This window comes from Pseudonocardia sp. ICBG1142 (assembly GCF_020496255.1).
Classification (GTDB): domain Bacteria; phylum Actinomycetota; class Actinomycetes; order Mycobacteriales; family Pseudonocardiaceae; genus Pseudonocardia.
Map to the genome: position 1 here is coordinate 177,910 of NZ_JAHLJC010000003.1, position 25,398 is coordinate 203,307.

The 25,398-nt window shown below is 72.7% G+C and carries 25 protein-coding genes and 1 pseudogene; 12 read left to right on the forward strand and 14 right to left on the reverse strand.

The window, feature by feature from the left end; translation table 11 throughout:
• Positions 1 to 5: 5 nt before the first annotated feature.
• From KPL59_RS01075 to KPL59_RS01095, 5 genes and pseudogenes are all read left to right on the forward strand, one after another.
• Positions 6 to 1,058, forward strand: a complete 1,053-nt coding sequence (locus KPL59_RS01075) for an ABC transporter ATP-binding protein (RefSeq protein WP_226359627.1) — start codon at positions 6 to 8, stop codon at positions 1,056 to 1,058.
• Entirely contained in the window at positions 1,055 to 1,861 is an 807-nt protein-coding gene (locus KPL59_RS01080) for an ABC transporter permease (RefSeq protein WP_226359628.1), read from the forward strand. Before KPL59_RS01075 ends, KPL59_RS01080 begins: the two co-directional genes overlap by 4 nt.
• Before the next feature lie 55 nt (positions 1,862 to 1,916).
• Positions 1,917 to 2,888: a glycine betaine ABC transporter substrate-binding protein gene (locus KPL59_RS01085; RefSeq protein ID WP_226359235.1), complete on the forward strand. Its 972-nt coding sequence runs from the start codon at positions 1,917 to 1,919 to the stop codon at positions 2,886 to 2,888.
• A gap of 168 nt (positions 2,889 to 3,056) precedes the next feature.
• Positions 3,057 to 4,031, forward strand: coding sequence for a glycine betaine ABC transporter substrate-binding protein (locus tag KPL59_RS01090; RefSeq protein ID WP_226359629.1), 975 nt, complete (start codon positions 3,057 to 3,059; stop codon positions 4,029 to 4,031).
• Between the two features lie 3 nt (positions 4,032 to 4,034).
• Positions 4,035 to 4,998 (forward strand): annotated as a pseudogene (locus KPL59_RS01095) (DNA polymerase domain-containing protein).
• A 56-nt stretch (positions 4,999 to 5,054) separates the two neighbouring features.
• On the opposite strand, the gene KPL59_RS01100 reads toward KPL59_RS01095, so the two are convergent.
• Together KPL59_RS01100 and ligD are read right to left on the reverse strand one after the other, a co-directional pair.
• On the reverse strand, positions 5,055 to 5,249 hold the full coding sequence (locus tag KPL59_RS01100) for a hypothetical protein (protein ID WP_075305685.1): 195 nt from the start codon (positions 5,247 to 5,249) through the stop codon (positions 5,055 to 5,057).
• A 92-nt stretch (positions 5,250 to 5,341) separates the two neighbouring features.
• The gene (ligD, locus tag KPL59_RS01105) at positions 5,342 to 6,367 is read right to left on the reverse strand and encodes a non-homologous end-joining DNA ligase (RefSeq protein ID WP_369804831.1); all 1,026 of its coding nucleotides are present in this window, start codon (positions 6,365 to 6,367) and stop codon (positions 5,342 to 5,344) included.
• A 35-nt stretch (positions 6,368 to 6,402) separates the two neighbouring features.
• Between ligD and KPL59_RS01110 the strand changes: the two genes are divergently transcribed.
• Entirely contained in the window at positions 6,403 to 6,684 is a 282-nt protein-coding gene (locus KPL59_RS01110; RefSeq protein ID WP_226359630.1) for a hypothetical protein, read from the forward strand.
• 60 nt (positions 6,685 to 6,744) lie between these two features.
• The gene (gene msrB / locus KPL59_RS01115) at positions 6,745 to 7,197 is read left to right on the forward strand and encodes a peptide-methionine (R)-S-oxide reductase MsrB (protein ID WP_020625557.1); all 453 of its coding nucleotides are present in this window, start codon (positions 6,745 to 6,747) and stop codon (positions 7,195 to 7,197) included.
• 40 nt (positions 7,198 to 7,237) lie between these two features.
• On the opposite strand, the gene hemQ is transcribed toward msrB, so the two are convergent.
• Genes hemQ through hemE form a run of 3 tightly spaced genes read right to left on the reverse strand, consistent with a single transcriptional unit; the run spans position 7,238 to position 10,536 of the window.
• Entirely contained in the window at positions 7,238 to 7,933 is a 696-nt protein-coding gene (gene hemQ / locus KPL59_RS01120) for a hydrogen peroxide-dependent heme synthase (RefSeq protein WP_043280124.1), read from the reverse strand.
• Positions 7,934 to 7,966: 33 nt separating this feature from the next.
• Positions 7,967 to 9,445 (reverse strand): protoporphyrinogen oxidase, encoded by a 1,479-nt coding sequence (gene hemG / locus KPL59_RS01125; protein WP_226359631.1) that lies wholly within the window; start codon positions 9,443 to 9,445, stop codon positions 7,967 to 7,969.
• Entirely contained in the window at positions 9,442 to 10,536 is a 1,095-nt protein-coding gene (gene hemE, locus KPL59_RS01130) for a uroporphyrinogen decarboxylase (protein ID WP_226359233.1), read from the reverse strand. The genes hemG and hemE overlap by 4 nt, the downstream gene beginning before the upstream one ends.
• Positions 10,537 to 10,631: 95 nt before the next feature.
• Between hemE and KPL59_RS01135 the strand changes: the two genes are divergently transcribed.
• From KPL59_RS01135 to KPL59_RS01145, 3 genes are all read left to right on the forward strand, one after another.
• On the forward strand, positions 10,632 to 11,252 hold the full coding sequence (locus tag KPL59_RS01135; RefSeq protein ID WP_226359232.1) for a DUF3000 domain-containing protein: 621 nt from the start codon (positions 10,632 to 10,634) through the stop codon (positions 11,250 to 11,252).
• A 325-nt stretch (positions 11,253 to 11,577) separates the two neighbouring features.
• Positions 11,578 to 12,231 carry a response regulator transcription factor gene (locus KPL59_RS01140; RefSeq protein ID WP_226359785.1) on the forward strand — a complete coding sequence of 218 codons (654 nt, stop codon included), beginning with the start codon at positions 11,578 to 11,580 and terminating at the stop codon, positions 12,229 to 12,231.
• An 86-nt stretch (positions 12,232 to 12,317) separates the two neighbouring features.
• Positions 12,318 to 13,499, forward strand: a complete 1,182-nt coding sequence (locus KPL59_RS01145) for a ribonuclease D (protein WP_226359786.1) — start codon at positions 12,318 to 12,320, stop codon at positions 13,497 to 13,499.
• Positions 13,500 to 13,523: 24 nt separating this feature from the next.
• On the opposite strand, the gene KPL59_RS01150 is transcribed toward KPL59_RS01145, so the two are convergent.
• Genes KPL59_RS01150 through dxs form a run of 3 tightly spaced genes read right to left on the reverse strand, consistent with a single transcriptional unit; the run spans position 13,524 to position 17,312 of the window.
• Positions 13,524 to 14,690, reverse strand: coding sequence for a cell wall metabolism sensor histidine kinase WalK (locus tag KPL59_RS01150; protein ID WP_226359632.1), 1,167 nt, complete (start codon positions 14,688 to 14,690; stop codon positions 13,524 to 13,526).
• 4 nt (positions 14,691 to 14,694) lie between these two features.
• Positions 14,695 to 15,375, reverse strand: a complete 681-nt coding sequence (locus tag KPL59_RS01155) for a response regulator transcription factor (protein WP_226359787.1) — start codon at positions 15,373 to 15,375, stop codon at positions 14,695 to 14,697.
• Positions 15,372 to 17,312: a 1-deoxy-D-xylulose-5-phosphate synthase gene (gene dxs / locus KPL59_RS01160; RefSeq protein ID WP_226359633.1), complete on the reverse strand. Its 1,941-nt coding sequence runs from the start codon at positions 17,310 to 17,312 to the stop codon at positions 15,372 to 15,374. Before dxs ends, KPL59_RS01155 begins: the two co-directional genes overlap by 4 nt.
• Before the next feature lie 765 nt (positions 17,313 to 18,077).
• Here dxs and KPL59_RS01165 point away from each other — a divergent pair.
• Positions 18,078 to 19,370 (forward strand): diguanylate cyclase, encoded by a 1,293-nt coding sequence (locus KPL59_RS01165; protein ID WP_226359634.1) that lies wholly within the window; start codon positions 18,078 to 18,080, stop codon positions 19,368 to 19,370.
• A gap of 62 nt (positions 19,371 to 19,432) precedes the next feature.
• Here the strand turns inward: KPL59_RS01165 and KPL59_RS36635 are convergent, their stop codons facing one another.
• From KPL59_RS36635 to KPL59_RS01195, 6 genes are all read right to left on the reverse strand, one after another.
• Positions 19,433 to 20,752 carry a GGDEF domain-containing protein gene (locus KPL59_RS36635; protein WP_226359635.1) on the reverse strand — a complete coding sequence of 440 codons (1,320 nt, stop codon included), beginning with the start codon at positions 20,750 to 20,752 and terminating at the stop codon, positions 19,433 to 19,435.
• A gap of 279 nt (positions 20,753 to 21,031) precedes the next feature.
• The gene (locus KPL59_RS37365) at positions 21,032 to 22,516 is read right to left on the reverse strand and encodes a zinc ribbon domain-containing protein (RefSeq protein WP_374111585.1); all 1,485 of its coding nucleotides are present in this window, start codon (positions 22,514 to 22,516) and stop codon (positions 21,032 to 21,034) included.
• 287 nt (positions 22,517 to 22,803) lie between these two features.
• Positions 22,804 to 23,046, reverse strand: a complete 243-nt coding sequence (locus KPL59_RS01180; protein ID WP_226359636.1) for a hypothetical protein — start codon at positions 23,044 to 23,046, stop codon at positions 22,804 to 22,806.
• Positions 23,009 to 23,434, reverse strand: a complete 426-nt coding sequence (locus tag KPL59_RS37370) for a recombinase family protein (protein ID WP_226359637.1) — start codon at positions 23,432 to 23,434, stop codon at positions 23,009 to 23,011. The genes KPL59_RS01180 and KPL59_RS37370 overlap by 38 nt, the downstream gene beginning before the upstream one ends.
• Positions 23,435 to 23,786: 352 nt before the next feature.
• Complete coding sequence (locus KPL59_RS01190; RefSeq protein WP_226353590.1) at positions 23,787 to 24,383, reverse strand: histidine phosphatase family protein; 597 nt, start codon at positions 24,381 to 24,383, stop codon at positions 23,787 to 23,789.
• A gap of 4 nt (positions 24,384 to 24,387) precedes the next feature.
• Positions 24,388 to 24,813, reverse strand: a complete 426-nt coding sequence (locus KPL59_RS01195; protein ID WP_075305677.1) for an HIT family protein — start codon at positions 24,811 to 24,813, stop codon at positions 24,388 to 24,390.
• Positions 24,814 to 24,892: 79 nt separating this feature from the next.
• Here KPL59_RS01195 and KPL59_RS01200 point away from each other — a divergent pair, with 79 nt between their 5' ends.
• Positions 24,893 to 25,360 (forward strand): PPOX class F420-dependent oxidoreductase, encoded by a 468-nt coding sequence (locus tag KPL59_RS01200; protein ID WP_226359638.1) that lies wholly within the window; start codon positions 24,893 to 24,895, stop codon positions 25,358 to 25,360.
• The last annotated feature ends 38 nt before the right edge of the window (positions 25,361 to 25,398 follow it).

Sequence of the window (25,398 nt, forward strand, 5' to 3'; positions counted from 1 at the left end):
AGCCGATGATCGCTCTCGAAGGCATCAGCAAGACCTATCCGAAGTCCACCACCCCGGCCGTGCAGGAACTCGACCTGCAGGTGCCCGAGGGCACCATCTCGATGTTCATCGGGCCGTCCGGCTGCGGCAAGACGACCACGCTCAAGATGATGAACCGGCTCATCGAGCCCACCACCGGTCGCATCCTGCTCGACGGCGACGACGTCACCGACGTCAACGCCGACGAGCTGCGCCGCCGCATCGGCTACGTCATCCAGCAGGTCGGCCTGTTCCCGCACTTCACGATCGGCGACAACATCGCCGTCGTCCCGAAGATCCTCGGGTGGGACCGCAACCGGATCGCCGCCCGGGTCGACGAGCTCCTGCACCTGGTCGGGCTGGAGCCCAAGGACTACCGCGACCGCTACCCCCGCCAGCTCTCCGGCGGCCAGCAGCAGCGTGTCGGCGTCGCCCGCGGACTCGCCGCGGACCCCTCGGTGATGCTGATGGACGAGCCGTTCGGCGCCATCGACCCGATCACCCGCGAGCGCATCCAGGACGAGTTCCTGGAGCTGCAGCAGCAGATCGCCAAGACCATCTGCTTCGTCACCCACGACCTCACCGAGGCGGTCAAGCTCGGCGACCGGATCGCGGTGTTCGGGCCCGGCGGCACGCTGCAGCAGTACGACACCCCCGACATGATCCTGACCCACCCCGCCAATGAGTTCGTCGCCGAGTTCGTCGGCGCCGGCGCCGCGGTCCGGCGGCTGTCGCTGCTGGAGCTGTCCCGCCTGGAGCTGCAGCCGGTCGACCTCGACGGCACCGCCGCCCGCAACGGCTCCCCCACCTACGAGGCCGACGCGCAGGGCCGCCCGGTGCGCTGGGCCTACCTGCCGGGCACCGCCGACCTGCCCAAGCTGGTGACGGTGCCGCGCACCGGGACCGTCTACGACGCCGTCGACGTCATGCTCGACTCCCAGACCGAGCTGGTCGGGGTGGTCGACGAGCAGCAGAAGCTGCAGGGCGCGCTGTGGTGGCGCGACCTGGTCGAGGGCCTCAAGACGAAGGCCGGTTCGTGAGCGCCCCCGCCGCCGAGGAAACCGGCGCCGGCGCGCCGTCCGGGTCGTCCTCGGCCGAGCCGGTCGTCCGCCGGACCCGGCGGCTGGACCGGTCGCTGATCGTCAATCCGCTCATCGCCGTCGTCGGTGTGGTGCTGGTGCTGCTCTACGCCGCCTCCCAGGGCCTCGACGACGTCGAGGCCTCGGTGATCAACGCGAGCGCGCTCGGGGAGCGGCTCGGGGAGCACCTGGTGCTGACCGGGCTGTCCACCCTCGTCGTGATCATCGTGGCGATCCCGGCCGGCATCGCGATCAGCCGCCCGTCCGCCCACCGGCTCCAGCGCCCGATCCTGGCGTTCACCGGGTTCATGCAGGCCCTGCCCGCGTTCGGCGTGATCGTCCTGCTCGCGTTCTCCCCGCTCGGGCTGGGCCTGCCCACCGCCGTCGTCGCGCTGGCACTGGCCGCGCTGCTGCCGGTGCTCACCAACACCGTCGTCGGGCTCCAGCAGGTCGACAAGGCGCTGATCGAGGCGTCCCGCGGCATCGGGATGTCGGCGCGGCAGACGCTGCTGCGGGTCGAGCTGCCGCTGGCGACACCGGTCATGGTCGCCGGCGTCCGCGTCGCGCTCGTGCTGAACGTCGGCACCGCGGCCCTGGCGACCTACGTCGGCGCCGGCGGTCTCGGCGAGCCGATCAAGGGGATGCTGGAGCTCGGCCGCCCCACCGGAACCCTCGTCGCCGCGACCATCGTCGCCGCGCTGGCCCTGATCGTGGACTGGCTCGCCGGTCTCGCCGAGTACGCCGTCCGCCGCAACGCCGGCTGACGCGGGCCCCCGCTCGCCCCCGAATCCCCGCAGTACCGCATTCCCTGGAGGACACGTGAAGTTCGGACGATCCCGGCGTCTCGCCCTGACGGCGATGGCCGCCGCGGCGGCGCTCGCCCTGGCGGGCTGTGGCGGCCTGAGCGGCAGCGGCCCGTCGGCCTCCGGCGGCTCGCTGGCCCAGGCCGGCGACCTGAGCGGACAGAACTACGTCGTCGGCGGCAAGAACTTCGACGAGCAGCTGGTGCTCTGCCAGATCACCGTCGCAGCGCTCGAGTCGGCCGGCGGCAACGTCACCGACCGCTGCAACACCGGTGGCACCGACGTCACCCGCCAGGCGCTGCTGGCCGGGGACATCAACATCTACTGGGAGTACACCGGTACCGCCTGGGCGTCCTTCTTCAAGGAGACCCGCCGGATCACCGACGACAACGAGCTCTACAACCTCGTCGCCCAGCGCGACCTGGAGCAGAACAAGATCCAGTGGCTGGACAAGGCCAACTTCAACAACACCTACGCCTTCGCCATGACCGAGGCGAAGTCCCAGGAGCTCGGCATCACGACGCTGTCGCAGATGGCCGACTACATCAAGTCGGGCCGGGCACCGGCGGGTTCGATGTGCGTGGAGACCGAGTACAACTCCCGTGACGACGGCCTGCGCGGCCTGGAGAAGACCTACGGCTTCACCGCCCAGAACCCGCAGGTGCTCGCCACCGGCGTGATCTACCAGGCCACCGCGGACAACAAGTGCCTGTTCGGCGAGGTCTTCACCACCGACGGCCGCATCCCCGGCCTGAAGCTCAAGGTCCTCGACGACGACAAGCGCTACCACGTCACCTACAACGCGGCACCGACCATCCGGGCCGACGTCTACAACGCCAACCCCGCCGTCCGGCAGGTGCTGGCGCCGATCGCCCAGGCCCTGGACTACAACACCATCCTGGACCTGAACGGCAAGGTGTCCTCCTTCGGCCAGAACGAACGCGACGTCGCGCGTGAGTGGCTGACCCAGAAGGGCTTCATCGGCTGAGGTGTCCCCCGGTACGCCCGCCGCGACCCCGCCCCGGCTCCACCGGGTGCGGGGTCGCGGTGTCCCGGTGTCGCGGGTCGATCACCGTGCGCGCGTGAACGTTGCGCCGGGGGACGGTTCGTGATCGGCTGACCGGACCATGCCCTCCCGGCGAACCAGGACGATCCCGTGAGCCCCTTCCCCGGCCGCAGGCTGCGGACGCTGGTCCCGGCCCTGCTCGCCGTCGCGCTGCTGGTGGGCGGTTGCACCGGCCTGGCCGGCGGCGGGCCACGGGCGTCGGCCGGGTCGCTCGCCCGGGGCGTCGACCTGTCCGGGCGGACCTACGTCGTGGGGTCGAAGAACTTCAACGAGCAGCAGATCCTGTGCCAGATCTCGATCGCGGCGCTGGAGTCCGCCGGGGCCTCGGTGACCGACCGGTGCAACATCGGCGGGTCCGACGCCACCCGGCAGGCGCTGCTGTCCGGGGACATCTCCACCTACTGGGAGTACACCGGCACGGCGTGGGCGTCGTACCTGCGCGAGACCCGCACCCTGCCCGACGACCAGGTCCTCGCCGAGCTGCGGCGGCGCGACCGTGTGCAGAACGGCGTGGTGTGGCTGGACCGCGCCCGGTTCGACAACACGTACTCCTTCGTCGTCGACGGGGCGACGGCCGCCCGGCTGAACCTGAACACGATCAGCGACATGGCCGCCTACGTCCGCTCCGGCCAGCCCGGCGACGTCTGCGTCGAGACCGAGTACGCCTCCCGCGCCGACGGCCTCGCCGGGCTCCAGCGCGCCTACGGTTTCGAGCTGCCCGGCGAGCGGCGCAAGACCCTCGACCAGGGCGTCATCTTCCAGTCGACGGCCGACGGCGTCTGCCTGTTCGGCGAGGTCGCCGCCACCGACGGCCGCATCCCGGCGCTGGGCCTGAAGGTGCTCACCGACGACCGCGGCTACCACATCACCTACAGCGCGGTCCCGGTCTTCCGGGCCGACGTGTTCGACCGGGCACCGCAGGTCGCCGACCTGTTCGCCCCGATCACCGCGGCCCTGGACCAGCAGACCGTGCAGCAGCTCAACGGCCGGGTCTCCGCAGGCGGGCAGAGCCCCCGTGATGTCGCGCGGGCCTGGCTGGCCGAGCGCGGGTTCATCGGGAGCTGAGCCGTGGCGCGCCGGCAGGTCGACGAGGTCCGCGACGGGGTGGAGCTCACCAGCCTCGACGCCGAGGCCTTCGACGGCGCCGGCGTCACCAAGCGGGCCCTGCTCGACCACCTCGACGCCGTCGCCGGGCTGCTGCTGCCCGCGCTGGCCGACCGGCCCCTGTCGGTGGTGCGGGCCCGCCCCGGCCAGGCGCCGTTCATGCAGAAGAACCTCCCGCGCGGGGCACCGGACTGGATCCCGACCGTCGACGTGTGGGCGGAGTCCTCGCAGCGCACCGTGCACTACCCGCTCTGCCACGACCGCCGCACGCTGCTGTGGTTCGGCAACCAGCGCGCCGTCGAGTTCCACCCGACCCTCGTGCCGCACGGCGCGACGACCACCGGCGAGCTCGTCATCGACCTCGACCCGCCCGACGGCGCGGGCTTCGACCGCGTCGTCGCGGCCGCGCGCCCGGTCCGGGCGGCGCTGGCCGAGCTGGGCCTCGCCGCTGCGGTCAAGACCAGCGGTGCGACCGGCCTGCACCTGGTGGTCCCGCTGTCCGAGCAGCTCCCGATCGACGACGCGTTCGCCGCGACCCGCGCGGTGTGCGCCCGCGCCGCGGCGCTGGCCCCCGACGTCGCGACGACCGAGTTCATCCGGGACGACCGCGGCGGGCGGGTCTTCCTCGACCCGACCCGGGCTGGCGGGGCCACCCTCGCCGCGCCCTACAGCCCGCGGGCCCGCCCCGGCCTGCCCCGTGTCGTTCCCCCTCACCTGGGACGAGCTGGACGGGGCCTCGCCCGCCGACTTCACGGTGGGCACCGTGGCCGGTCTGCTCGACGGGCGCCCGACCTGGTCGGAGCTGCGGCCCGCCCCCGCGTCCCTGCCGGAGGTGCTGCTCACCGAGGGCCGGGCGATCCCGGTGCCGCGGGTCGCGGCCATGCACGAGGGGAAGCGCCGCAAGCGCGCCCGCGAACGCGACGGGTGATCACCGGTCGTGGCGGATCCCGCCCGGCTCACGGACGCTGCGCTCCACGACCGTGATCACTCGTCGACGTCGTCGCGGGCGCTCCGGTAGAGCCAGCGGTCGGCGTCGGCGAGCGGTCCGATCAGCACGTAGCCCCTGGGGCCCCCGCCGGGGTCGGACAGCTCGATCGTCCGCGGCGGACGGCCGGTGGCGTCGGGGTCGATGCGCACCTGCTCGCCCGCGTAGGGACCGTCGTCCAGGACCGCGTACATGGCAGGGGATTCTGCCACCGCGCCCGGCCCCCGGGCCGGTGCGCCGACCCGGCCCCGGTGATCTGGACGGTCGTCGGCGTGGCCGCGGTGGGCTACTGCTTGCGTGCCCGGCTGGGCTGCACCCGCAGCGGCTCGCCGGGCATCTTCGGGTACTCCGGCGGGTAGGGCAGGTCCCCCAGGCCGCGCTCGGCCTCGTCCTCGGCGTACCACTCCAGCGCCCTCGCGCAGCTCCCCCGCTCGTCGGCCATCCCGGCGTGCGGGTCCCCGTGGCGTTCCAGCAGACCGGGCACGGTGCGCAGGGTGAACGCCGCGGGGTCGACCTCGCCGAGGTCGTCCCAGGTGACCGGCATGGAGACGGTCGCGGCGGGCAGGCCGCGCACCGACCAGGCCGAGGCGATGGTGCGGTCACGGGCCGCCTGGTTGTAGTCGAGGAACACCCGCTCGCCGCGTTCCTCCTTCCACCAGTCCACCGTGGCCAGCTCCGGGATACCCCGACAGACGCGCCGGGCGATCGCGATGACGGCGTGCCGGACCTGCACGAAGTCCCACTCGGGCCGGATCGGGCAGGCGACGTGCACGCCCCGCCCACCGGAGGTCTTGGCCCACCCGGTCAGTCCGGCCTCGGTGAGGACCTCGCGCAGCGTCTGCGCGACGACGACGGCGTCGCCGAAGTCGGTGCCCGGCTGCGGGTCGAGGTCGATGCGCAGCTCGTCGGGGTGGTCGGTGTCGGCGCAGCGGACCGGCCACGGGTGGAAGTCGAGGGTGTTGAGGTTGGCCGCCCAGGCGATCGTCGCCGGCTCGGTGATCGACACCGACTCGGCGGTGCGGCCGCTGGGGAAGGTCACCGTGCAGGTCCGCACCCAGTCCGGGGCGCCCTTCGGGACGCGTTTGACGAAGAACGGCTCGCCGTCCACCCCGGAGTTGAACCGCTTCAGGTTGGTGGGGCGGTCACGCAGCGCGGACGCCATCGGCTCCCCCACCGCGACGTAGTACTCGACCACCTCGCGCTTGGTGATCCCGAGCTCGCCGAACACCACCTTGTCCGGGCTGGTCAGGCGGACCTCACGCGGCCCGTCCGGCCCGTCGACCTGCAGCATCACGACCTCACGGCTCGCCACCCGGCGAACCTACCCCCGGTGACTATCGTGTGCCCATGAGTTCCGACCGGTCCCCCCGGTTCGACGACGACCTGCTGGGCCTCGACCCGGAGGACCCGGAGGCGCGGGAGTTCGCCGCGCACCTGGACCGCATGCAGCGGCTGCCGTCGTGCTCGGTGGAGGGCTACATCCGCGGTGTCGGGGACTTCGCGGAGTCGGCGAACCGGCTGCGGGGCCCCCGGCGGGCCGCCGCGGTCGCGGTGACGGTGCTGCTGCTGTTCGTCGCGGCGTGGGTCATCGCGAACGCGGCCGGGTTCGTGGTCGCCACCTGGGTCTGACGAGCCACCCGGGTCCGACGACCGGCGGCGCACGACCGATCAACGGGTTACCGTGGATGCATGGGTCTGTTCAGCCGCAACACCACCGCCTCCGGGTCCGAGCTCCCGGCCCCGAAGGTGCAGAAGTCCGACGAGGAGTGGCGGGCCCAGCTGAGCCCGGCCGAGTACCAGGTGCTCCGCAAGGCCGGGACCGAGCGCCCGTTCACCGGTGAGTACACCGACACGACCACCACCGGCGTCTACCGCTGCCGGGCCTGCGGGGCGGAGCTGTTCCGCAGCGACTCGAAGTTCGCGTCGCACTGCGGGTGGCCGTCGTTCTTCACCCCGCTCGCGGGCGACGCCGTCATCGAGCGGGTCGACTCCAGCCTGGGCATGACGCGCACCGAGGTGCTGTGCGCGAACTGCCACGGCCACCTCGGCCACGTGTTCGAGGGCGAGGGCTACGGCACCCCGACCGACCTGCGCTACTGCATCAACTCGGTCTCGCTGACCCTGGAGCCCACCGAGGGCTGACACCGGTGCGGGGCCGTCGCGCGACGGCCCCGCACCCGGCTCACGGCAAGGACGCGACGAGGTCGCCGACCTCGACCCGCGGGCCGGTGTAGAACGGGATCTCCTCGCGCACGTGGCGGCGGGCCTCGGTGCCGCGCAGGTGCCGCATGAGGTCGACGATGCGGTACAGCTCGTCGGCCTCGAAGGCGAGGATCCACTCGTAGTCGCCGAGGGCGAAGGCCGGGACGGTGTTGGCACGCACGTCCGGGTAGTCGCGGGCCTCCATGCCGTGGTCGGCCAGCATCTTCCGGCGCTCCGCGTCGGGCAGCAGGTACCACTCGTAGGACCGGACGAACGGGTAGACGCAGACGTAGCGCTTCGGGTCCTCGCCGGCCATGAACGCCGGGACGTGGCTCTTGTTGAACTCCGCCGGGCGGTGCAGCGCGGTCTGGCTCCAGACCGGCACGCTGGCCCGGCCGAGCGCGGTGGTGCGGCGCAGGTCGGAGTAGGCGGCCTGCAGCGACTCGATCTCCGAGGCGTGCCACCAGATCATGTAGTCGGCGTCGTGCCGCACACCGGCGAGGTCGTACACGCCGCGGACGGCGACGTCCTTGTTCGCGAGCGCGTCGAGGTACTCGGTGGCCTCGCGGGCGGCGGGGGCACGGTCGTCGCCGAGGCGGCCGGGCTCGACCCGGAAGACCGACCACATGGTGTAGCGGATGGTGTCGTTGATCGCTTTGACGTCCACGCGGGCCATGTCGGGCATGGTACGCGGCCGGTGAGGGTGCCCTCAGCGACCGGTCGGTGCGGGGGGCAGGGCCGCGGCGACCCGCTCGGCGGCGGACCGCGCGGTCGCCACACAGGCGGGGACCCCGACCCCGTGCAGCATCGACCCGGCGACCTCCAGGCCCCCGACGGTGGCGACGGCCGACTCCAGCGCGTCGACGACCGCGCCGTGGCCGACCCCGTACTGCGGCAGACCGCCGCCCCAGCGCTGCACGACCGACGCGACCGGGACGGCGTCGACCCCGTCGAGGACGGCCAGGTCGGCGCGGACGCGGTCGACGAGCTCGGCGTCGTCGACCTGCAGGCTCGCCTCCTCCCCGAACCGGCCGATCGAGGCCCGGATCCGGACCAGACCGTCCGCACCGAGGTGGGCCCACTTCGTCGACGCGTGGGTGACGCCCTTGACCGACAGCGGCTCGTCCGCGGCGACCAGACAGCCGGAGGTGCCGGGCAGTCCGGTGACGTCGGCCGCCCGGTAGGCGAGCGCGACGACCGCGGAGGAGGCCAGCTCGATCCGCCCGGCCGCCGCGGCCGCGGCCGGTACGACCGGCTCCAGCAGCCGACGCGCAGCGGGCGCGGGGACGGCGAGGACGACGGCGTCGACGTCGAGCGCCTCCGGCCGCGGGACCGGGCCGAGGACCAGCCGCCAGCCGTCGGGGCGGCGGTGCAGCTCCCGCACGGTGACACCGGTCCGCACCCGGGCCGCCGACGCGGCGACGAGTGCGGCGACCATCTCGCGGTAGCCCCCGCGCACGGCACCGAAGACCGGTCCGGCGGCCACCGGCTGTGGCACCGCGGCGGGATCGGCCCCGGAGCCCCCGGCGGCCGGCGTCCCGGCGGCGAGGGTGCCGCTGCGCTGGCCGGACGCGGCCATCCCGGTACTGGCCGCCTCGGTGAGCGAGCCGGCCCCCGCGTCGAGCGCGGCGGCGAGCGCCGGGACCGTGGCGCGCAGGCCGAGCCGGTCGACCCGGCCGGCGTAGACACCGCCCAGCAGCGGGTCGGCGATCCGGTCGACGACCTCCGGGCCGAACCGACGGCGCAGCAGCGCCCCGAGCGCGACGTCGGTGCCGGGCTCCCACTCCAGCGGCGTGGACGGCTCGGCGGCGACCGCGGCCCGTCCGGCGTCGGACAGCACTCCCCCGAGGTCGGCGTCCCGGCCGGGCACGCCCATCAGGGTGCCGCGGGGCAGGCCGACGGTGCGGCCCCCGGCGCGGATCGTCGCCGTCGCCGCGGTGGGGTGGGTGAGCGCGCCCGCCAGCCCGATCTCGGCGAGCAGTGCGGGGACCTCGGGGCGGCGGGCGAGGAAGGCCTCGGCGCCGACGTCGAACGGCGCGCCCGCGAGGTCGACGGTGCGCAGCACCCCGCCGAGCCGGTCACGCTGCTCCAGCACGACGATCTCGGCCGACGGGCCGAGCAGCGTCCTCAGCCGGTGCGCGCACGCCAGCCCGGAGACCCCGCCGCCGACGACGGCGACGCGGGTCATCGCGCCGGACGCTCGCCCGTCGGCCCGGACACGGGCTGGGCGTGCACCGTCTCGACGGTCCGGGTGATCACGTCCGGGTCGGTCGCCGGCAGCACACCGTGGCCGAGGTTGAACACGTGCCCGCGGGTGCGGGTGCCCTCGGCCGCGATCCGCACGACCTCGGCGTCGACGGCGTCCTGGCCGGCGAACAGCACGGCCGGGTCGAGGTTGCCCTGCACGGGCACTGCTCCCCCGGCACGGCGGGCCGCGACGTCGAGCGGGGTCCGCCAGTCGACGCCGATCACGTCGGCGCCGGCCTCGGTCATCGCGCCCAGGAGCTCCGCGGTGCCGACCCCGAAGTGGATCCGCGGCACCCCGGCCCCGGCGAGCGCACCGAGCACGGAGGCGGAGTGCGGCAGCACGAACTCGCGGTAGTCGCGCTCGGAGAGCGCGCCCGCCCAGGAGTCGAAGAGCTGGACCGCGTCCACCCCGGCGGCGACCTGCTGCTGCAGGAACGTGCCGGTGAGCACGGCGAGCTTGCCGAGCAGGGCGTGCCAGACCTCGGGGGCGGAGCGCATGAGGGACTTGGTCCGCTCGTGGTTGCGGCTCGGGCCGCCCTCGATGAGGTAGGAGGCGAGGGTGAACGGGGCGCCCGCGAACCCGATCAGCGGGACCCGGCCCAGCTCGGGCAGTAGCAGACCGATCGCCTCGGTGACGCGCGTCACTTGCTCCGGCGCCAGCTCGGGCAGGGCCGCGACGTCGGCGGCGGTGCGGACCGGCGAGTCCACGACGGGGCCGGTGCCCGGAACGATGTCGATCCCGATGCCCGCCAGGTGCAGCGGCACCACGATGTCGGAGAACAGGATGGCCGCGTCCATGTCGTGACGGCGGACCGGCTGCAGGGTGATCTCGCAGGTCAGATCCGGGGTGAGGCACGCCTCGAGCATCTCGTTGTCCCGGCGCAGGGCCCGGTACTCCGGCAGCGAGCGACCCGCCTGACGCATGAACCAGACCGGCAGCCGCGACGGCGTCGCGCCGCGCACTGCATCGAGGAACGGAGCGCCCGCGAGGTCGCGGCGGGCGGGGGGCGCGGAGACGATGCCTGCAGTCATGACCCCCGGATGATCCCACGCGGACGGGGCCGGTACGCGGGCGCCCCGGCGCGCCTGCCAGGTACGACCGGTATCGCACCCTAGAGTCCGACGCCGTGCCGGACCCGAACTCACCACCACCAGCAGCGTTCCGCAGCGCGGTCCGCTCGCTCGCGTCGGTCCGACCGCGCCCCGAGCTCGTGGTGCGGCCGCTCGAGGCCCCACCCCGGCTCGCGCCGTACAGCTGGGCGACCAGCGTCGAGGCCGACATCGGGCACCGCGGCGACGGGACCGACGACCTCGACGAGCCGGACACCTCCGGACGGCTGATCCTGCTCCACGACCCCGAGGGTCAGGAACGCTGGGAGGGCACCTTCCGGCTGGTCTGCTTCGTGCAGGCCCGGCTGGAGCCCGGCCAGCTCGGCGACGACATGCTGCCGCGCATCGGATGGTCCTGGCTGACCGACGCGCTCGACCACGCCGGGGCGGGCTTCACCGCCCTCGGCGGGACCGTCACCCAGACCTCGTCGGTCCGCTTCGGCGGGCTCAGCGCGGACGGTGGCGGCCCCGGCGACGCGCCCCCGCGGGAGGACGACGTCGAGCTGCGCGCCTCCTGGTCCCCCACGGAGAGCGACGGCGATCTGTCCCGACACGCCGTCGCGTTCGCGTCCCTGGTGTCGACCGCCGCGGGTCTGCCGCCGATCGGCGCAGTGCCGTTGAGCCGATCACCCGGCTGAACGTCGCAGGTCAGCGGCATGCGTCGGAGATCTTTCACCCGGAGGGGTGGGACCGCGCCCACACGCATGTAACTTTCCGAGCCGGAAAGACGAATGCACACCAGACGTTAGGCCGCATGGAGGGATACCATCTCTGCCATGGCACCCGCCCGGGCGGCCGAGCGCCACTCTCCGTCCCTCGGGTTCCGGTGTTGGTCGGGGGCGTACGACCGACTCCAGGAAGGTTGACGACGTGGCTGTACTTGGCCAGCAAGTGCCGGCGCAGAGTTCCGGCAACACCACCCCAGGTGGCGCTCCGATCGGTGGAGCAGTGCTCTCACCTGGGATCGTCCCGCAGCCGCGGGCGGAGCTGTTCACGGTTCTCGTCGTGGACGACCACCCGCTGCTCCGGGAGGCGATCGCCGGGCGGCTGCGCTCCATGGGAGCGGGCACCGTGCACGAGGCCGCTTCGGTGACCGAGGCGCGGGCACGCGCCCACGCGGCGGGCCCCTGCGACCTCGTGATCCTCGATCTGACGCTGCCGGACGGCAGCGGGCTGGACCTGGTCAGCGAGCTCCGCTCGCTCGGCTGGAACCGGCTGGTCGTGCTCGCCTCCTCCGACGACCCGTACGCGGTCCGCTCGGCGTTCCAGGCCGGCGCGCAGGCGTACCTGCTCAAGTCGGCGTCGCCGTCGGTCGTGACCGACGGCGTCAAGCGGGTGCTCGACGGCGGCGTCTACGCCGACCCGACGGTCGCCCCGCTGCTGGCCACCGGGTCCCGCGTGCCGGGCACCGACAACACCCCGCGGGAGCTCTCGGCCCGCGAGGTCGAGGTGCTGCAGCTCGTCGCGGACGGCCAGTCCAACAAGGAGATCGGTGAGGCCCTGAACCTCTCCGCCCTCACGGTGAAGAGCCACCTCTCCCGGATCGGCCGCAAGCTCGGCACCGGCGACCGCGCCCAGATGGTCGCGCTCGCCATGCGCGCGGGGGTCATTCGCTGAATCCCGGGACCGGCGCCGCCGGCGGTACGGACACGACCCGGCCGCCGGTCTCGGCGACTCCGGACGGTTCACCCGATCCGGTACCGCTGCTCCGTCCCGCCGACGGCCTCCCCCCGGTCACCGAGACCCCCGACGACCTCGCCCGCGTGGCGGCGGCGATCGCCGGGGGCACCGGTCCGGTCGCCGTCGACGCGGAGCGTGCCTCCGGCTTCCGGTACTCCCAGCGCGCCTACCTGGTGCAGCTGCGGCGTGCCGGGGCCGGGTCCGCGCTGGTGGACCCGATCCCGCTGCGCGGCGAGCTGGGGCCGCTCGCCGAGGCCCTCGACGGGCCGGAGTGGGTGCTCCACGCGGCCTCGCAGGACCTCCCGTGCCTGGCCGAGCTGGAGCTGCGCCCGGCGTCGCTGTTCGACACCGAGCTCGCGGGCCGGCTCGCCGGGCTCCCCCGGGTCGGGCTCGGCCCGATGGTGGAGAACCTGCTGGGCCTCGGCCTGGAGAAGGGGCACGGCGCCGCCGACTGGTCGCGTCGCCCGCGGCCCGAGGACTGGCTGGTCTACGCCGCGCTGGACGTCGAGGTCCTCATCGACCTGCGGGACGTCCTGACCCGGATGCTCGACGAGCAGGGCAAGCTGGAGTGGGCCCGCCAGGAGTTCGAGGCGGTCCGCACCGCACCGCCGCCCGCGCCGCGCGCGGAGCCCTGGCGGCGCACCTCCGGCATCCACAAGGTCCGCCGCCCCCGGCCGCTCGCCGCGGTCCGGGAGCTGTGGCTGGCCCGCGACGCGCTCGCCGCCGAGCGCGACATCGCCCCCGGCCGGGTCCTGCCCGACGCCGCGATCGTCGACGCCGCGGTGCGCAACCCCGACTCCCCGCAGGCACTGGCCGAGCTGCCGGTGTTCCGCGGACGCTCCCAGCGCAGGCTGGCCCGGTACTGGTTCGACGCGCTGCGCCGGGCCGCCGAGCTGCCCGAGTCCGAGCTGCCGCGTGGCGCCGCGACCACCGACGGCCCCCCGCCGGTGTCGCGCTGGGCCGACCGGGACCCCGACGCCGCCGCCCGGCTCGCCGCCGCCCGCGCGGCACTGGGCACGGTCTCCGAGCAGCACGACGTGCCGGTGGAGAACCTGCTGCAGCCCGACCTGCTGCGCCGGGTCTGCTGGACCCCGCCCACCGACGGCGACCTCCCGGCCGCCCTGCGCGCCGGCGGCGCCCGCCCGTGGCAGGTCGAGCTCCTGACCCCGGTGCTCGAACCGGCCCTGGCCACCCGCGCCGGCTGAGCCCGGACCGGGCCTGCCCGCCGGTCAGCGGGCCAGCGCCGGGGCGCCGCCCGAGGGCACGGGGGCCGTCGTGTCGTCGGGCAGCGCGACGTGCACCGCCAGTCCCCCGCCGGGGACCGCCTCGGCGTGCACGGTGCCGCCGTGCGCGGTCGCGACCGACCGCACGATCGACAGCCCCAGGCCGGATCCGCGGGTGTGGGCGGTACGGGCCACCGGGCCCCGCCGGAACGGCTCGAACAGCTCGGCCACCTTGTCCGGGGCCAGCTCCGGCCCCGACGACGCGACCCGCAGCACGACCTCCGACCCGGGCGTTCCGGTGCCGCAGCCGACCTCGATCCAGCCGCCGTCACGGTTGTGCCGCACCGCGTTCTCCAGCAGGTTCGCCACCATCCGGCGCATCAACGGCTCGTTGCCCCGGGTCGTCGCGGGCCGCGGGTCGGTCCGCACCACCAGTCCGCGGACGGCGACGTCCCCGGTCACCGCCGCGAGCTCCGCGGCGACGAGCGCGGCCAGGTCCACCGGCACCCGGTCCGAGTCCTGCAACGCTCCCCCGGCCTCGGTGCGGGCGAGCAGCAGCAGCCCGCTGACCAGCTCGTCGCAGCGACGGCCCGCCTCCCGGACCACCCCGGCCATCCGGCGCAGCTCCGCGGCGTCGGCGTCGGGGTCCTGGAGCGTCACGTCGATCTCGGTGCGGAGCACCGCCAGCGGGGTGCGCAGCTCGTGCCCGGCGTTGGCGACGAACCGGGACTGGGCGTCGAACGCGGCCTGCAGCCGATCGAGCATCGCGTCGACGGCGGCGGCCAGCTCGGCGACCTCGCCGCGGGCCCCGGCGAGTGCGACCCGCTCGTCGAGCGAGCTCGCCGAGAGGCGTGACGTGGTCTCGACGACCCGGCGGAGCGGGTGCAGCACCCGCCCGACCAGCACCCAGGACGCGACCGCACCGGCCGCCACGACCAGGGGGAACGCGATCAGCCCGGCCCGCAGCACCTCGGCGCGCGCCGAGGCGGCGACCGCGTCGCGGGCCGTCTCGGCAGGCACCGCGACCCCGCCCACGAACACCGTCCCGGGCAGCGCCGGGGTGCCCGCGATGACCGCACCCACCAGCATCCAGCCGAGCAGGAGCAGCAGCGCGGCGACGGCGGCGACGAGCGCCGTCGCGAGCAGCGTCAGCCGCGGCCGGAGGGCGCCCACCGCGTCACGCCGTGGGGGTCCCGTCGGCGGGCACCCGGTACCCGGCACCGACGACGGTGTCGATCAGACCCGGCGCGCCGAGCTTCTTGCGCAGGGTCATGACGGTGACCCGCACCGTGGTCGTGAACGGGTCGGCGTTCTCGTCCCAGACGCGTTCGAGCAGCTCCTCCGACGACACCACGGCACCACCGGCGGCGAGCAGGACCTCCAGCACGCCGAACTCCTTGCGGGTCAGCTCGACCGGGCGCCCGGAGCGCAGCACCGTGCGCCGGGCCGGGTCCAGCACGACGTCGCCGGCCCGCAGCGTGGGCGGCACCGCCGGGGTCGCCCGACGGCCGAGCGCCCGGACCCGGGCGACCAGCTCGGGGAAGTCGAACGGCTTGGCCAGGTAGTCGTCGGCGCCGCGGGACAGGCCCTCGACCTTGTCGGCCGGGGTGCCCGACGCGGTCAGCATCAGCACCCGGGTCAGCCCGCCCGCGGCGACGAGTTCGTCGCACAGGTCGTCGCCGCTGCGGCCGGGCAGGTCCCGGTCGAGGACGGCGACGTCGTAGCGGGTCACCGACAGCTTCTCCGAACCCTCGTCGCCGTCGTAGGCGACGTCGACGGCCATCCCGTCCCGGCGCAGGCCGCGCACGACGGCGTCGGCCATCGCCGGCTCGTCCTCGACGACGATGACGCGCGTCAGCGGGTGCGCTCCCGCCCGGGAACGGCCCCCTCGGGGGTCGAGGGAACCGCCGCGGCCGCCCACTCGGTGATCCGGCGGGCCATGTCCTGCTCGGTCAGCCCGCAGGTGGCGAGCACGTCGTCGCGGCTGCCGTGCTCCAGGTACTCCTGGGGCAGCGCGAGGTCGCGCTGACGCACGTCGACCTCGGCGGCGCGCAACGCGTCCGACAGCGCGGAGCCGAACCCGCCGTGCGTGCCGCAGTCGGAGACGGTGACCACGAGCTGGTGGTCGGCGGCCAGGGTGAGCAGCTCACGCGGAACCGGCAGGACCCACCGCGGGTCGACGACGGTGACGTCGACGCCCTGGTCGGCGAGCCGCCGGGCCACGGCGACGCCGGACTCGGCGAACGGCCCGACGCAGACGAGCAGCACCTGGGAACGCCCGTCGGACGGCTCGTGCAGCACGTCGACCCCGGCCCCGCCGTCGAGGCGGCGCAGCGCGGGGACCGAGCCGATCACCGAGCCCTTGGGGTAGCGCAGCGCGGTCGGGCCGTCGGTGACCGCGACGGCCTCCCGGAACTCCTCGCGCAGGGTCGTCTCGTCGCGCGGGGCGGCGACCCGCATGCCGGGCACGATGCCCAGCAGCGACAGGTCCCACATCCCGTTGTGCGACGGGCCGTCGCTGCCGGTGACCCCGGAGCGGTCCAGCACCAGCGTGACGCGCTCGCGGTGCAGGCCCACGTCCATCAGCAGCTGGTCGAAGCCCCGGTTGAGGAACGTCGAGTACAGCGCGACGACGGGGTGCCGCCCGGCCCGGGCCAGCCCGGCGGCGGTGGTCAGCGCGTGCTGCTCGGCGATCCCGACGTCGACGATGCGGTCCGGGTGAGCCGCCGCGAACGGGGCGAGACCGGTCGGGCCGAGCATCGCCGCGGTGATCGCGACGACGTCGGTGCGCCGTGTCCCGAGCGCCACCATCTCCTCGGCGAACACGTCGGTCCAGCCGGTCACCGGGGTGCCGGTGGGCAGACCGGTCTCCGGGTCGAACGCGGCCGGGCTGTGCATCTGCTCGGCCTCGTCGTTCTCCGCGGGCGGGTAGCCGTTGCCCTTGCGGGTGACCGTGTGGACGATGACCGGCCCACCGAAGCGCTTCGCCCGGCGCAGCGCGGACTCGAGCTGGCCGATGTCGTGGCCGTCGACCGGGCCGAAGTACTTGAGCCCCAGGTCGGAGAACAGCTCCTGCGGGGACAGGGCGTCCTTCACCCCGGCCTTGAACGCGTGCAGGCCCGCGTAGAGCGCGGGCCCGACGACGGGGGTGCCGCGGACGGTGCGCTTGCCGGCCTCGAGCACGCGCTCGTAGCCGGGCTGCAGCCGCAGCGACGCGAGCCGGTCCGCCAGCCCGCCGATGGTCGGCGAGTAGGAGCGGCCGTTGTCGTTCACGACGATCACGACGTTGCGGTCCGCACCGGCCGCGATGTTGTTGAGCGCCTCCCAGGCCATCCCGCCGGTCAGCGCACCGTCGCCGATCACCGCGACGACGTGCCGGTCGACCCCGGTCAGCGCGTGCGCGCGGGCGATCCCGTCGGCCCAGGACAGCGACGACGACGCGTGGCTGGACTCCACGTGGTCGTGCTCGGACTCGGCGCGGCTCGGGTAGCCCGACAGCCCGCCGGTCTTCTTCAGCCGGTCCCAGCCCTCCTGACGGCCGGTCAGCAGCTTGTGCACGTACGCCTGGTGGCCCGTGTCCCAGATCAGGGTGTCCTGCGGGGACTCGAAGACCCGGTGCAGGGCGATGCTGAGCTCCACCACGCCCAGGTTGGGCCCCAGGTGACCGCCGGTGCGGGACACCGCCTTGATGAGGAACCCCCGGATCTCGGCCGCGAGCGAGGCCAGCTCCTCGGGCCCGAGCCCTCGCAGATCGGCCGGGCATCGGATCGCCGAGAGTCCCCGGTTCGTCGTCACGTACTGCCTCCTCGCCGCCGGCCCCGTTCGGGAGTCCTCCACGGCGGAGAGACCGCAGGGAGGACCGGCATCGACTCGGGGTCCCACTCTACGGACAGGTGGCCGAGGGGACTCGATGGCGCTGCCGGGCGCGGCGGGCGACAGTCGTCACCCGGACGACTGACCCGCCACGACCCGTGCGGCCACCTCGGCACTATCGCATCTCACCACTCCCAGTTGCGCATGATTCCAGCCCCCTTTCCGACATGAGCCGATATTGATCGGGGCGCACACACCGGTATCGCCCGCACCACTGATCACCACTCCCAGTTACGCACGTGAGCACCCCCTTCACATCACTGCTCTGCACGTGGGGGCACGTGACGGCACTTGACCGGCACGCAACAACCCACTCACCGTCGAGCGCTCTTCCGCCGATTTCCGCCCGCCGCAGAAAGGATTGACGAAGCGCCCTGCGCGAAACAATCCAGCGGACCCCATTGCGATCACGACAATGGTCATCCTCAGCACCGCTGCCTACACACAGTGATCGCCTTGCATGATCGGGCAGCAACGACACGGTCTCGGAGACGTATCGATCACTCCCTGCAATCATCTGCGGCTAGGATCACGGAGGGGGAAACGCCCATCACGCCCGCTGTCGAGGCAAGATCGGGTGCGATGCACACCGGTGGAGGGGAGGACGACGTGTCTCCTGCGCCACCTCGGTGGCATCAGGTCACGCGCTGGCCCCTCTGGTCGATCCCCACCCGTCTGCTGGGACCGGTGCTGGTCGTGGAGCTGCTGGCGCTCCTCCTGACTCTCGCCGCGCTTCTCGTCCCACCCCGACTCGACCACTCCACATGGGGGCTGTTCGCCACGCTGACCGTCGCCGGAGTGCTACACACCGAGTTGGTGGCTGGCGTGGAGCGGCTCCGGCGGTACAGCGCGGACACCCACCACGTGAACCTCACCTCGGTGTGGACGTTCGCCTCGGCACTGCTGCTGCCTGCGGCGCTCGGCGGCCTGATGGTGATGGTGGTCTACGCGCACCTCTACCTCCGGGTGCAGCGGCCGGTCCCGCCTCCCGACCGGCATCCCGCCTATCGCCTGGTCTACAGCGGAGCGACGGTGCTACTCGCCGTGTACGCGACGGCGGGGGTGCTGGCCGCAACCCGTCAGGGCGAGGTGTACTCCGGTCTGCCCGACGCCCTCGAACTGCCGCTGGCCCTGCTCACGTACACCGTCGTCAACACCTGCCTGGTGCTCGGTGTGGTCGCGGTGGCCAGCCCGGACACCCGGGTGGTGCGGATCCTGTTCGGCGGCGACGAGCTCACCCTGGAGCTGGCGACCCTCTGCCTGGGGGCGCTGACGGCGGGCGCGCTGGCCGCGAGCGGCCCGTTCGTCGCGCTGCTCGCGGTGCCGCCGATCCTCGCGCTGCACCGCACGATCCTGGTCCGCAAGCTGCGCGAACGTGCCGACACCGACTCCAAGACCGGGCTGCTCAACCACGCGGCCTGGCACCTGCGCGGCACCCACGAGCTGACCATCGCCGAACGCGAACGGCGGCCGGCGGCGCTGCTGATCCTCGATCTGGACCACTTCAAGGAGATCAACGACACCCACGGCCACCTCTACGGCGACCAGGTCCTCGCCGCCACCGCCCGGGTGCTGCGCGAGGAGCTGCGCGACCACGACCTCGTCGGCCGGTTCGGCGGGGAGGAGTTCGTCGTGCTGCTCCCCCGGCTGTCCGGGCACGACGGTCGCGAGGAGGTCCGGCAGATCGCCGAGCGCCTGCGCAGGCGGATCGCGGGTGAGTCCGACCCGGCGGCGACGGTGGACGGGGTCCCCGCACAGCGGCTGCCCGCACCACCCCCGGACGCCCCCGGGACCGACGGCCCTCCGTCCCGGACCGGGATCACCGTCTCGATCGGCGGGGCGCTGTTCCCCGACGACGGCCACGCCCTGACCGGGCTGCTCGAGGTCGCGGACTCCGCCCTCTACGCCGCCAAACGTGCCGGGCGCGACGCCGTGCGGATCGGGCGGCACACCTTCCCGGCCGAGCCCGAGCACGCCTGACCCGCACCCTCCTGCCGCCGCCGCGACACCGGGGCCCACCGCCCGGGCTCAGTAGCCGGGGCTCAGTGGCCGGGGACGCTCCCGTCGCGCCCGATCCGGACCTGGTCGCGTCCGGCACGCTTGGCGGCGTAGAGGGCGTGGTCGGCGACCTGCAGCAGGTCGTCGAGGGACTCGCCGTCGCCGCCGGTCACCGCGACCCCGACCGACACCGACAGGTCGCGGATGGTGATGCCGCCGCCCGGACCGTCGACGTGCACCGTCAGCGACCGGATGGTCCGCCGGATGCGCTCGGCCGCGCCGTGGGCGAGCGCGCACCCCTCCGGCCCCACCGGCAGCCCGGCGAGGAGGACGACGAATTCCTCCCCACCGAAGCGCCCGACCGGGTCGACCTCGCGGACCTGGGCCTTCAGCGTCGCGGCGACGGCGGTGAGCACCTCGTCGCCGGCGAGGTGGCCGTAGCCGTCGTTGACGGCCTTGAAGTGGTCCAGGTCGAGGATCAGCACCGCGACGGCACCGCGCTGGCGCCGGGCCCGGGTGAGCGCCCGGTGCGCCCGGCCCCGCCACGCGACCGCGGTGAGCAGGTTGGTCTTGGCGTCGGTGTTCGCCCGCTCCTCCAGCTGCCGGATCAGCACCGCCCGGTGCAGCACCAGCAGCGGCGGGAGGACCAGCAGCGCAAGGAGCACATGGCGCTGCACCGCGAGCGCGGCCAGCACCGCCAGGCAGAGCGTCGCGCCCTCGAGCACGTGGTCGTCCCAGTCCCCCATCAGGCGTCGCCAGTCGGGACGATCCGGCGAGGTCAGGGCCAGCGCGGTCGCGACGAGGACCTGGTTGACCAGCCCGTAGACCGCCATGGCCAGCAGCAGCGACAGGTAGCCGACCACCTGGCTCGCGCCGCCGAGCCCCGCCGCCGCGGTGAGCGAGTCGGACGAGACGAGGACCGAGGCGGCCATCGCGGCGAGCACGACGGTCGCGGTGGTGTAGACGTGCCGGTACAGCTTCGCCCCGGCCGGGCGCCAGACCCGCCACCACAGGTGGCCGTAGACCGCGACGACCACCAGGCCCGCCACCCCCGGCGGCAGCAGTAGCGCGGCCGCGAAGGTCCAGACCGTCGACAGGTCGAAGTAGGTGACCTGCGCTCCGCGCCGGCGCACCCGGTCGATGCCGGACGCCATCTCGGTGTGCAGCGCGCCGAGTGCGGCGAGACCGAGGGCGCCCAGCGCCAGCATGCCGGTGGCGCGGTCCCACGGCAGCCGCGCCACGTCGGTCACGACGAGCACCACCGCGGTGAGCTCCACCAGCACCAGCACGGCGAGTACCCGGGCCGGCAGCCCGCGCGAGGGCCAGCGGGGTCGTTCGGCGTCCTCACCCCGGATCGCGGTCACCGGTGCCTGCCCGAACGAACGGGGCCGATCGTGCCGTCGGGACCGTGCGGCGCCGGTGACGTCGTGCGCGACCGAGGCCGGTGACCACCGGGAACCACACCTGCCGGGGTCATGCGACCGCCCCCGGACCCGCCGGCCGGGCGCATCCGGACGGCGCCGAGGGCGAGCGGGCGCAGCGCGCGGACGTCGCGGACGTCACGGGCCGGGAAGGCGCCACGCGCGGTGGGAGGACCGGCGGGAGCGGGGACGCGACGTTTGTCGTCCCGCGTCCCGGAGCGTCTACGGATCTCTGACACTTATGGACACCCGAGTGGATGTCTGTCGGTGTGAGTGATCGGTAGTCACACGGGTGTTTCGGCAGGTCAGGGTGACTTGCTTCTTCTGGTCCGTGCCCCGCGGCGACGCTTCAGCGCGGGTGATCGTCGGCGTTGTGGCTGGTGTAGTGCGGCGAACTCTGCGGTGTCGCCGTCGCTTGGGAGTGGGAGTTGTTTTATCCCGGCACCGGATGACTGGCCTGTGTTGTTGCCGGGTTACCCGTTGACGCTGAGATCCTCGGCGCCGCGTAACCCGCTCGGCAGCTAATGCGCGTTTCGCAGTGTTCACCGCGCCGACGTCATCTCGATTGACCGTAAACATGCACGTGGCGCATGCTGCGCTGTGGTATCCCCCTGGTCGACTAACGAGGTTATCACATGTTGGGCAATTTGCCGATGTTCCTCGGGGTGGGACATCCACGACAGTGAGACCATCGCGGGTCGCGATGTGTTCGATCGCGTTTGCGGCGACGCGACGCGCTGATTGAGCTACTGTGTTGTTGACATCTTTACCCAACCCTCGGGCCTCTAGAGTGGCAAGATCTTCCAGTGCAATGATCGATGCACCGGAGGCTCGGGCGATTACCGTGACATACTGCGCGGCCAGATAAGCTAAATCTCGATTGATGCGTGCCCGTTTCTGCCCACAGGAGAGCATTTCTGCCTGCAGCGCAGACATCTTCCCCTCAAGGCGCTGTCGCGTGGGTATCGAGGCTTGAGGAATAAGCTGTTCAAGACGAGCGATTTTACGGCGGAGGAACTGTCCTTGTCGCTGAAGTCGAGCTAACTTGACGGAGAGTCCATGGTCATCGAAACGGCGCCCGCGAAAATCGCTGCACATGGCGTTGCTCTGAGTGTCACGAACTACAGTCGCCGCAACGACCATATCCTTAGGTGACCAATCAACCCCGACTGCAGACGCTGCGTCCGCAACGGTCGGTGGCCGAGGCACTGTTTCAGCGAAAGCGAAACGGAATAGTGCCCCGCGCCGATCAAGGGTCACCTCGGGGAGATGCCATCCGGTGATTGACCGATGATGTAAATGTTGAGGAATCGGGATATCGAGTTGAACCCAACGCCAATCGGTCCGAGAATCTGGATGTTGACGTACAGGAAGTTTGATCCGCAGTGTCAGCTCGGTGGCCGTACTGGTAACAAGCGTCGCCAGCTGGGCGTCAACGGCTCCGAGACGGACCCGGCGAGCGACAGATGGAACGGGTTGGAGCGTCGTGATCCGCAAGCCTGCCGGATCGACCCCGGGATGCAAGCGCACCCACCGAGCGATCTGCCTATGCACATTCCTCGCGAACGCACCCCCGAGGCCCGCAGTGCCGTCTGACGCACCACCGGACACCTCTGCTGCAATGGCGGCATCCCGAGAAGCCAAGGTTCGCAACGTTGATATCACCTGTGCCGTCACGATCCGCATCACACGAGATGGAACGTACATATCCTGCGGAAACTGAGGTCGCCATCCGCAACGCTGCCCCACTACCGCTGCAGCCGCAGGCAATCGACGGCCGCCCCCATCCACACCGGAATGTATACGGTCAAAAGTTTCCGGAACCCACAACTCGGAGAGCAGATCGCGTGCGGCGCCCTCCACAATGTCGAGCAGCCAACGCACCCGCTCCGTCAAGTCATCTCGCGACACGACAGCACCAGACACTTCACACACTGCTCGTGAAGCTCGAGATGTCGTTGAAGACGTCAATACATTGGATTTCTGCCAACCCGTCACGTCGGAGGTCCCTGCTCCTGCAGGCGTGCCTGCGCGGCATCAAGCAGTCGTTTCTGATTCGTCTTTGACCGCAACTGATAGAACCGACCAGAAAAGGACGCAAGTAACGCCATGAAGTCATCCATCAGCTCTTCAAGCAGCGACTTGTCCGCATGAGCATGAACAGTCTCAACTGCAACTCCGACCTGCGCCAGATACCGCTCAATTATAGGCGACACCAAACCGAGCCAGTCGGTCACGCCACACTACGCGAACTACCGTGAACCGCCCAGCAGCGGCGTCATCAAGTAGCCGAGTCAACCCCTTCCGATTTTCTCGCAAACCGGACGCGCGATCACGATACACTCGGAATACTGTCCCCCTGGACGTCTCCCGCAACACCGATTCCTGGTTCGCCAACGACGACTCCTGACCCGTCGAACCAGAAACACGGCAATACAACGCCTCAACCCGCTCCGCCGCTTCCGGCTGAATCGGTTCGCGCCCAAGGAAGACATCAAGATCAGCACGATCAAACAAACGCTGACCAGAGGCTGAAACTCGACACGGCAGCCGACCCTCTCGGGCAGCCTTCCGAACACCCACCACCGACATGCCCATGTACTCGGCAGCTCGCGCTATACGCATCTAAAGCAGTATGAGCTAGTACCGGATACTTTGTCAACAGTCGATGAGCCTCCGCGCTCGGCCATCGGCGTGCGGTCCCTTCGGAGTCCGTAGGTGGCCCGTGCCGGGATCCGGCACCCGCCCTGGACGGGGCCCCACGACCTCGGCATCGTCGTCGGGCGGAGACGCAGCCGAGCGTAGGTACAGCCCGCCCGCTCGGCGTCCTGGATCACCCGTCCGAAGCCGGGCGGCGTAACGACGGCGGCGAACGGCGTACGAGCGGGGGCACACGTCCATCACGTGCGCCTCCGTCCACGGCAAACGGTCGACGGCAAGCGGTCGACGACCGTTGCGCAACGGTCGGCGGTGGGAGTCAGAGCAGGTCCGCGACGTGGGCGGTCTCGTTCACCGTCGCGACCTTGCGCATCCCGTCGCGTGCGCACACCACCCGTGAGACGCCGACGTAGTCCAGGGGGAACGGCAGGTCCCGTCCGATGCCCAGCACCTCGGCGAGGTAGGTGTTGACCACGCCCGCGTGGGCGACGACGACCACCGTCGCCCGGCCCGGGTGTGCCGCGACGACGTCCTCGATCCCGGCACGCACCCGGGCCCGGAACGCGGCGCCGTCGACGTGGTCGGGCAGGTGCCCGGCTCGCATCCGCGCCCATGCCGCCGGGTCGGCCTGCGCCATCCGGGCGACCGGGACGTAGAGCGAGCGTTCTGCGTCGTACTCGCGCAGGTCGGACCGGGTGTGCGGGGTGAGGCCGCGCTCGCGCGCGAGCGGCTCCGCGGTCTGGACCGCCCGGAGCATCGTGCTGGTGTACAGCGCGTCGACCGGGGTGCCGGCCAGCGCGTCGACCAGCCGGGCGGCCTGCTCCAGGCCCTGCGGCGCGAGGCCCGGGTCGGCGTGCGTGCCGTCGTCGTGCTCGACGGCCTCGGGCAGCGCGTGCCGGACGAGCAGCAGGTGCACCCGCTCAGCCCGGGACGTGCGCGTCGTGTCCGGCGGCCCGCAGCGCCGCGCGCAGGGCCTCGGCGTGCCCGTCCTGCTCGGCGCCGTCGACGGTGGCGGCCGCGTTCGCGAAGTCGAAGGCCCGCATGTCCCACGCCGGGAACACGTGGACGTGCAGGTGGGGCACCTCGAACCCGGCGACCAGCAGACCCACCCGGGGCGGCGACCAGATCTCCCGCACCGCGAGCCCGACGGTCCGTGCCACCCCGGTGAGGTGGGCGACGAGGCCGGCGTCGGCGTCGACCCACTGGTCGATCTCGGCGCGCGGCACGACGAGGGTGTGCCCCGGGCCGAGCGGGTTGATCGACAGGAACCCCACGCACTGCTCGTCGGCCCAGACGAACCGGCCCGGGATCTCGCCGCTGATGATCTTCGTGAAGACGGTGGCCACGGATCCGGACCCTAGTGGCCCGCGGCGCGGGGTGAGGAACGGCGGGCGCGGGGCCCCCGGCCGCCCTAGGATTCCGGGCATGCCCCGCACCATCGCCCGCAGTGACCGCGTCGACCGGGACGAGCTGCTCGAGTTCGTCCATCCCCGGCACCACATGGTGCTGATGACCACCCGTTCCGACGGCGGTGTGCAGGCCTCCCCGGTCACCGGCGGCGTCGACGACGAGGGGCGCATCGTCATCTCCACCTATCCCGAGCGCGCCAAGTCGGCCAACGTCGCGAGGGCCGGCAGGGCCGCGGTCGTCGTGCTGAGCGAGGAGTTCGACGGCGCCTGGGTGCAGGTCGAGGGCGACGCCGAGCTCATCACGCTGCCCGACGCGCTCGAGCCGCTGGTCGACTACTTCCGCGCCGTCTCCGGGGAGCACCCGGACTGGGACGAGTACCGCCGGGCCATGGCCGACCAGGGGAAGGCCCTGATCCGCATCACCCCGACCCGGTGGAGCCCTGTCGCCACCGGCGGCTTCCCCGCCCGGCTCGCCGACTCCTGACCGCCCCTGGGACGATCGACCGCCCCCGTCCGCAGCAG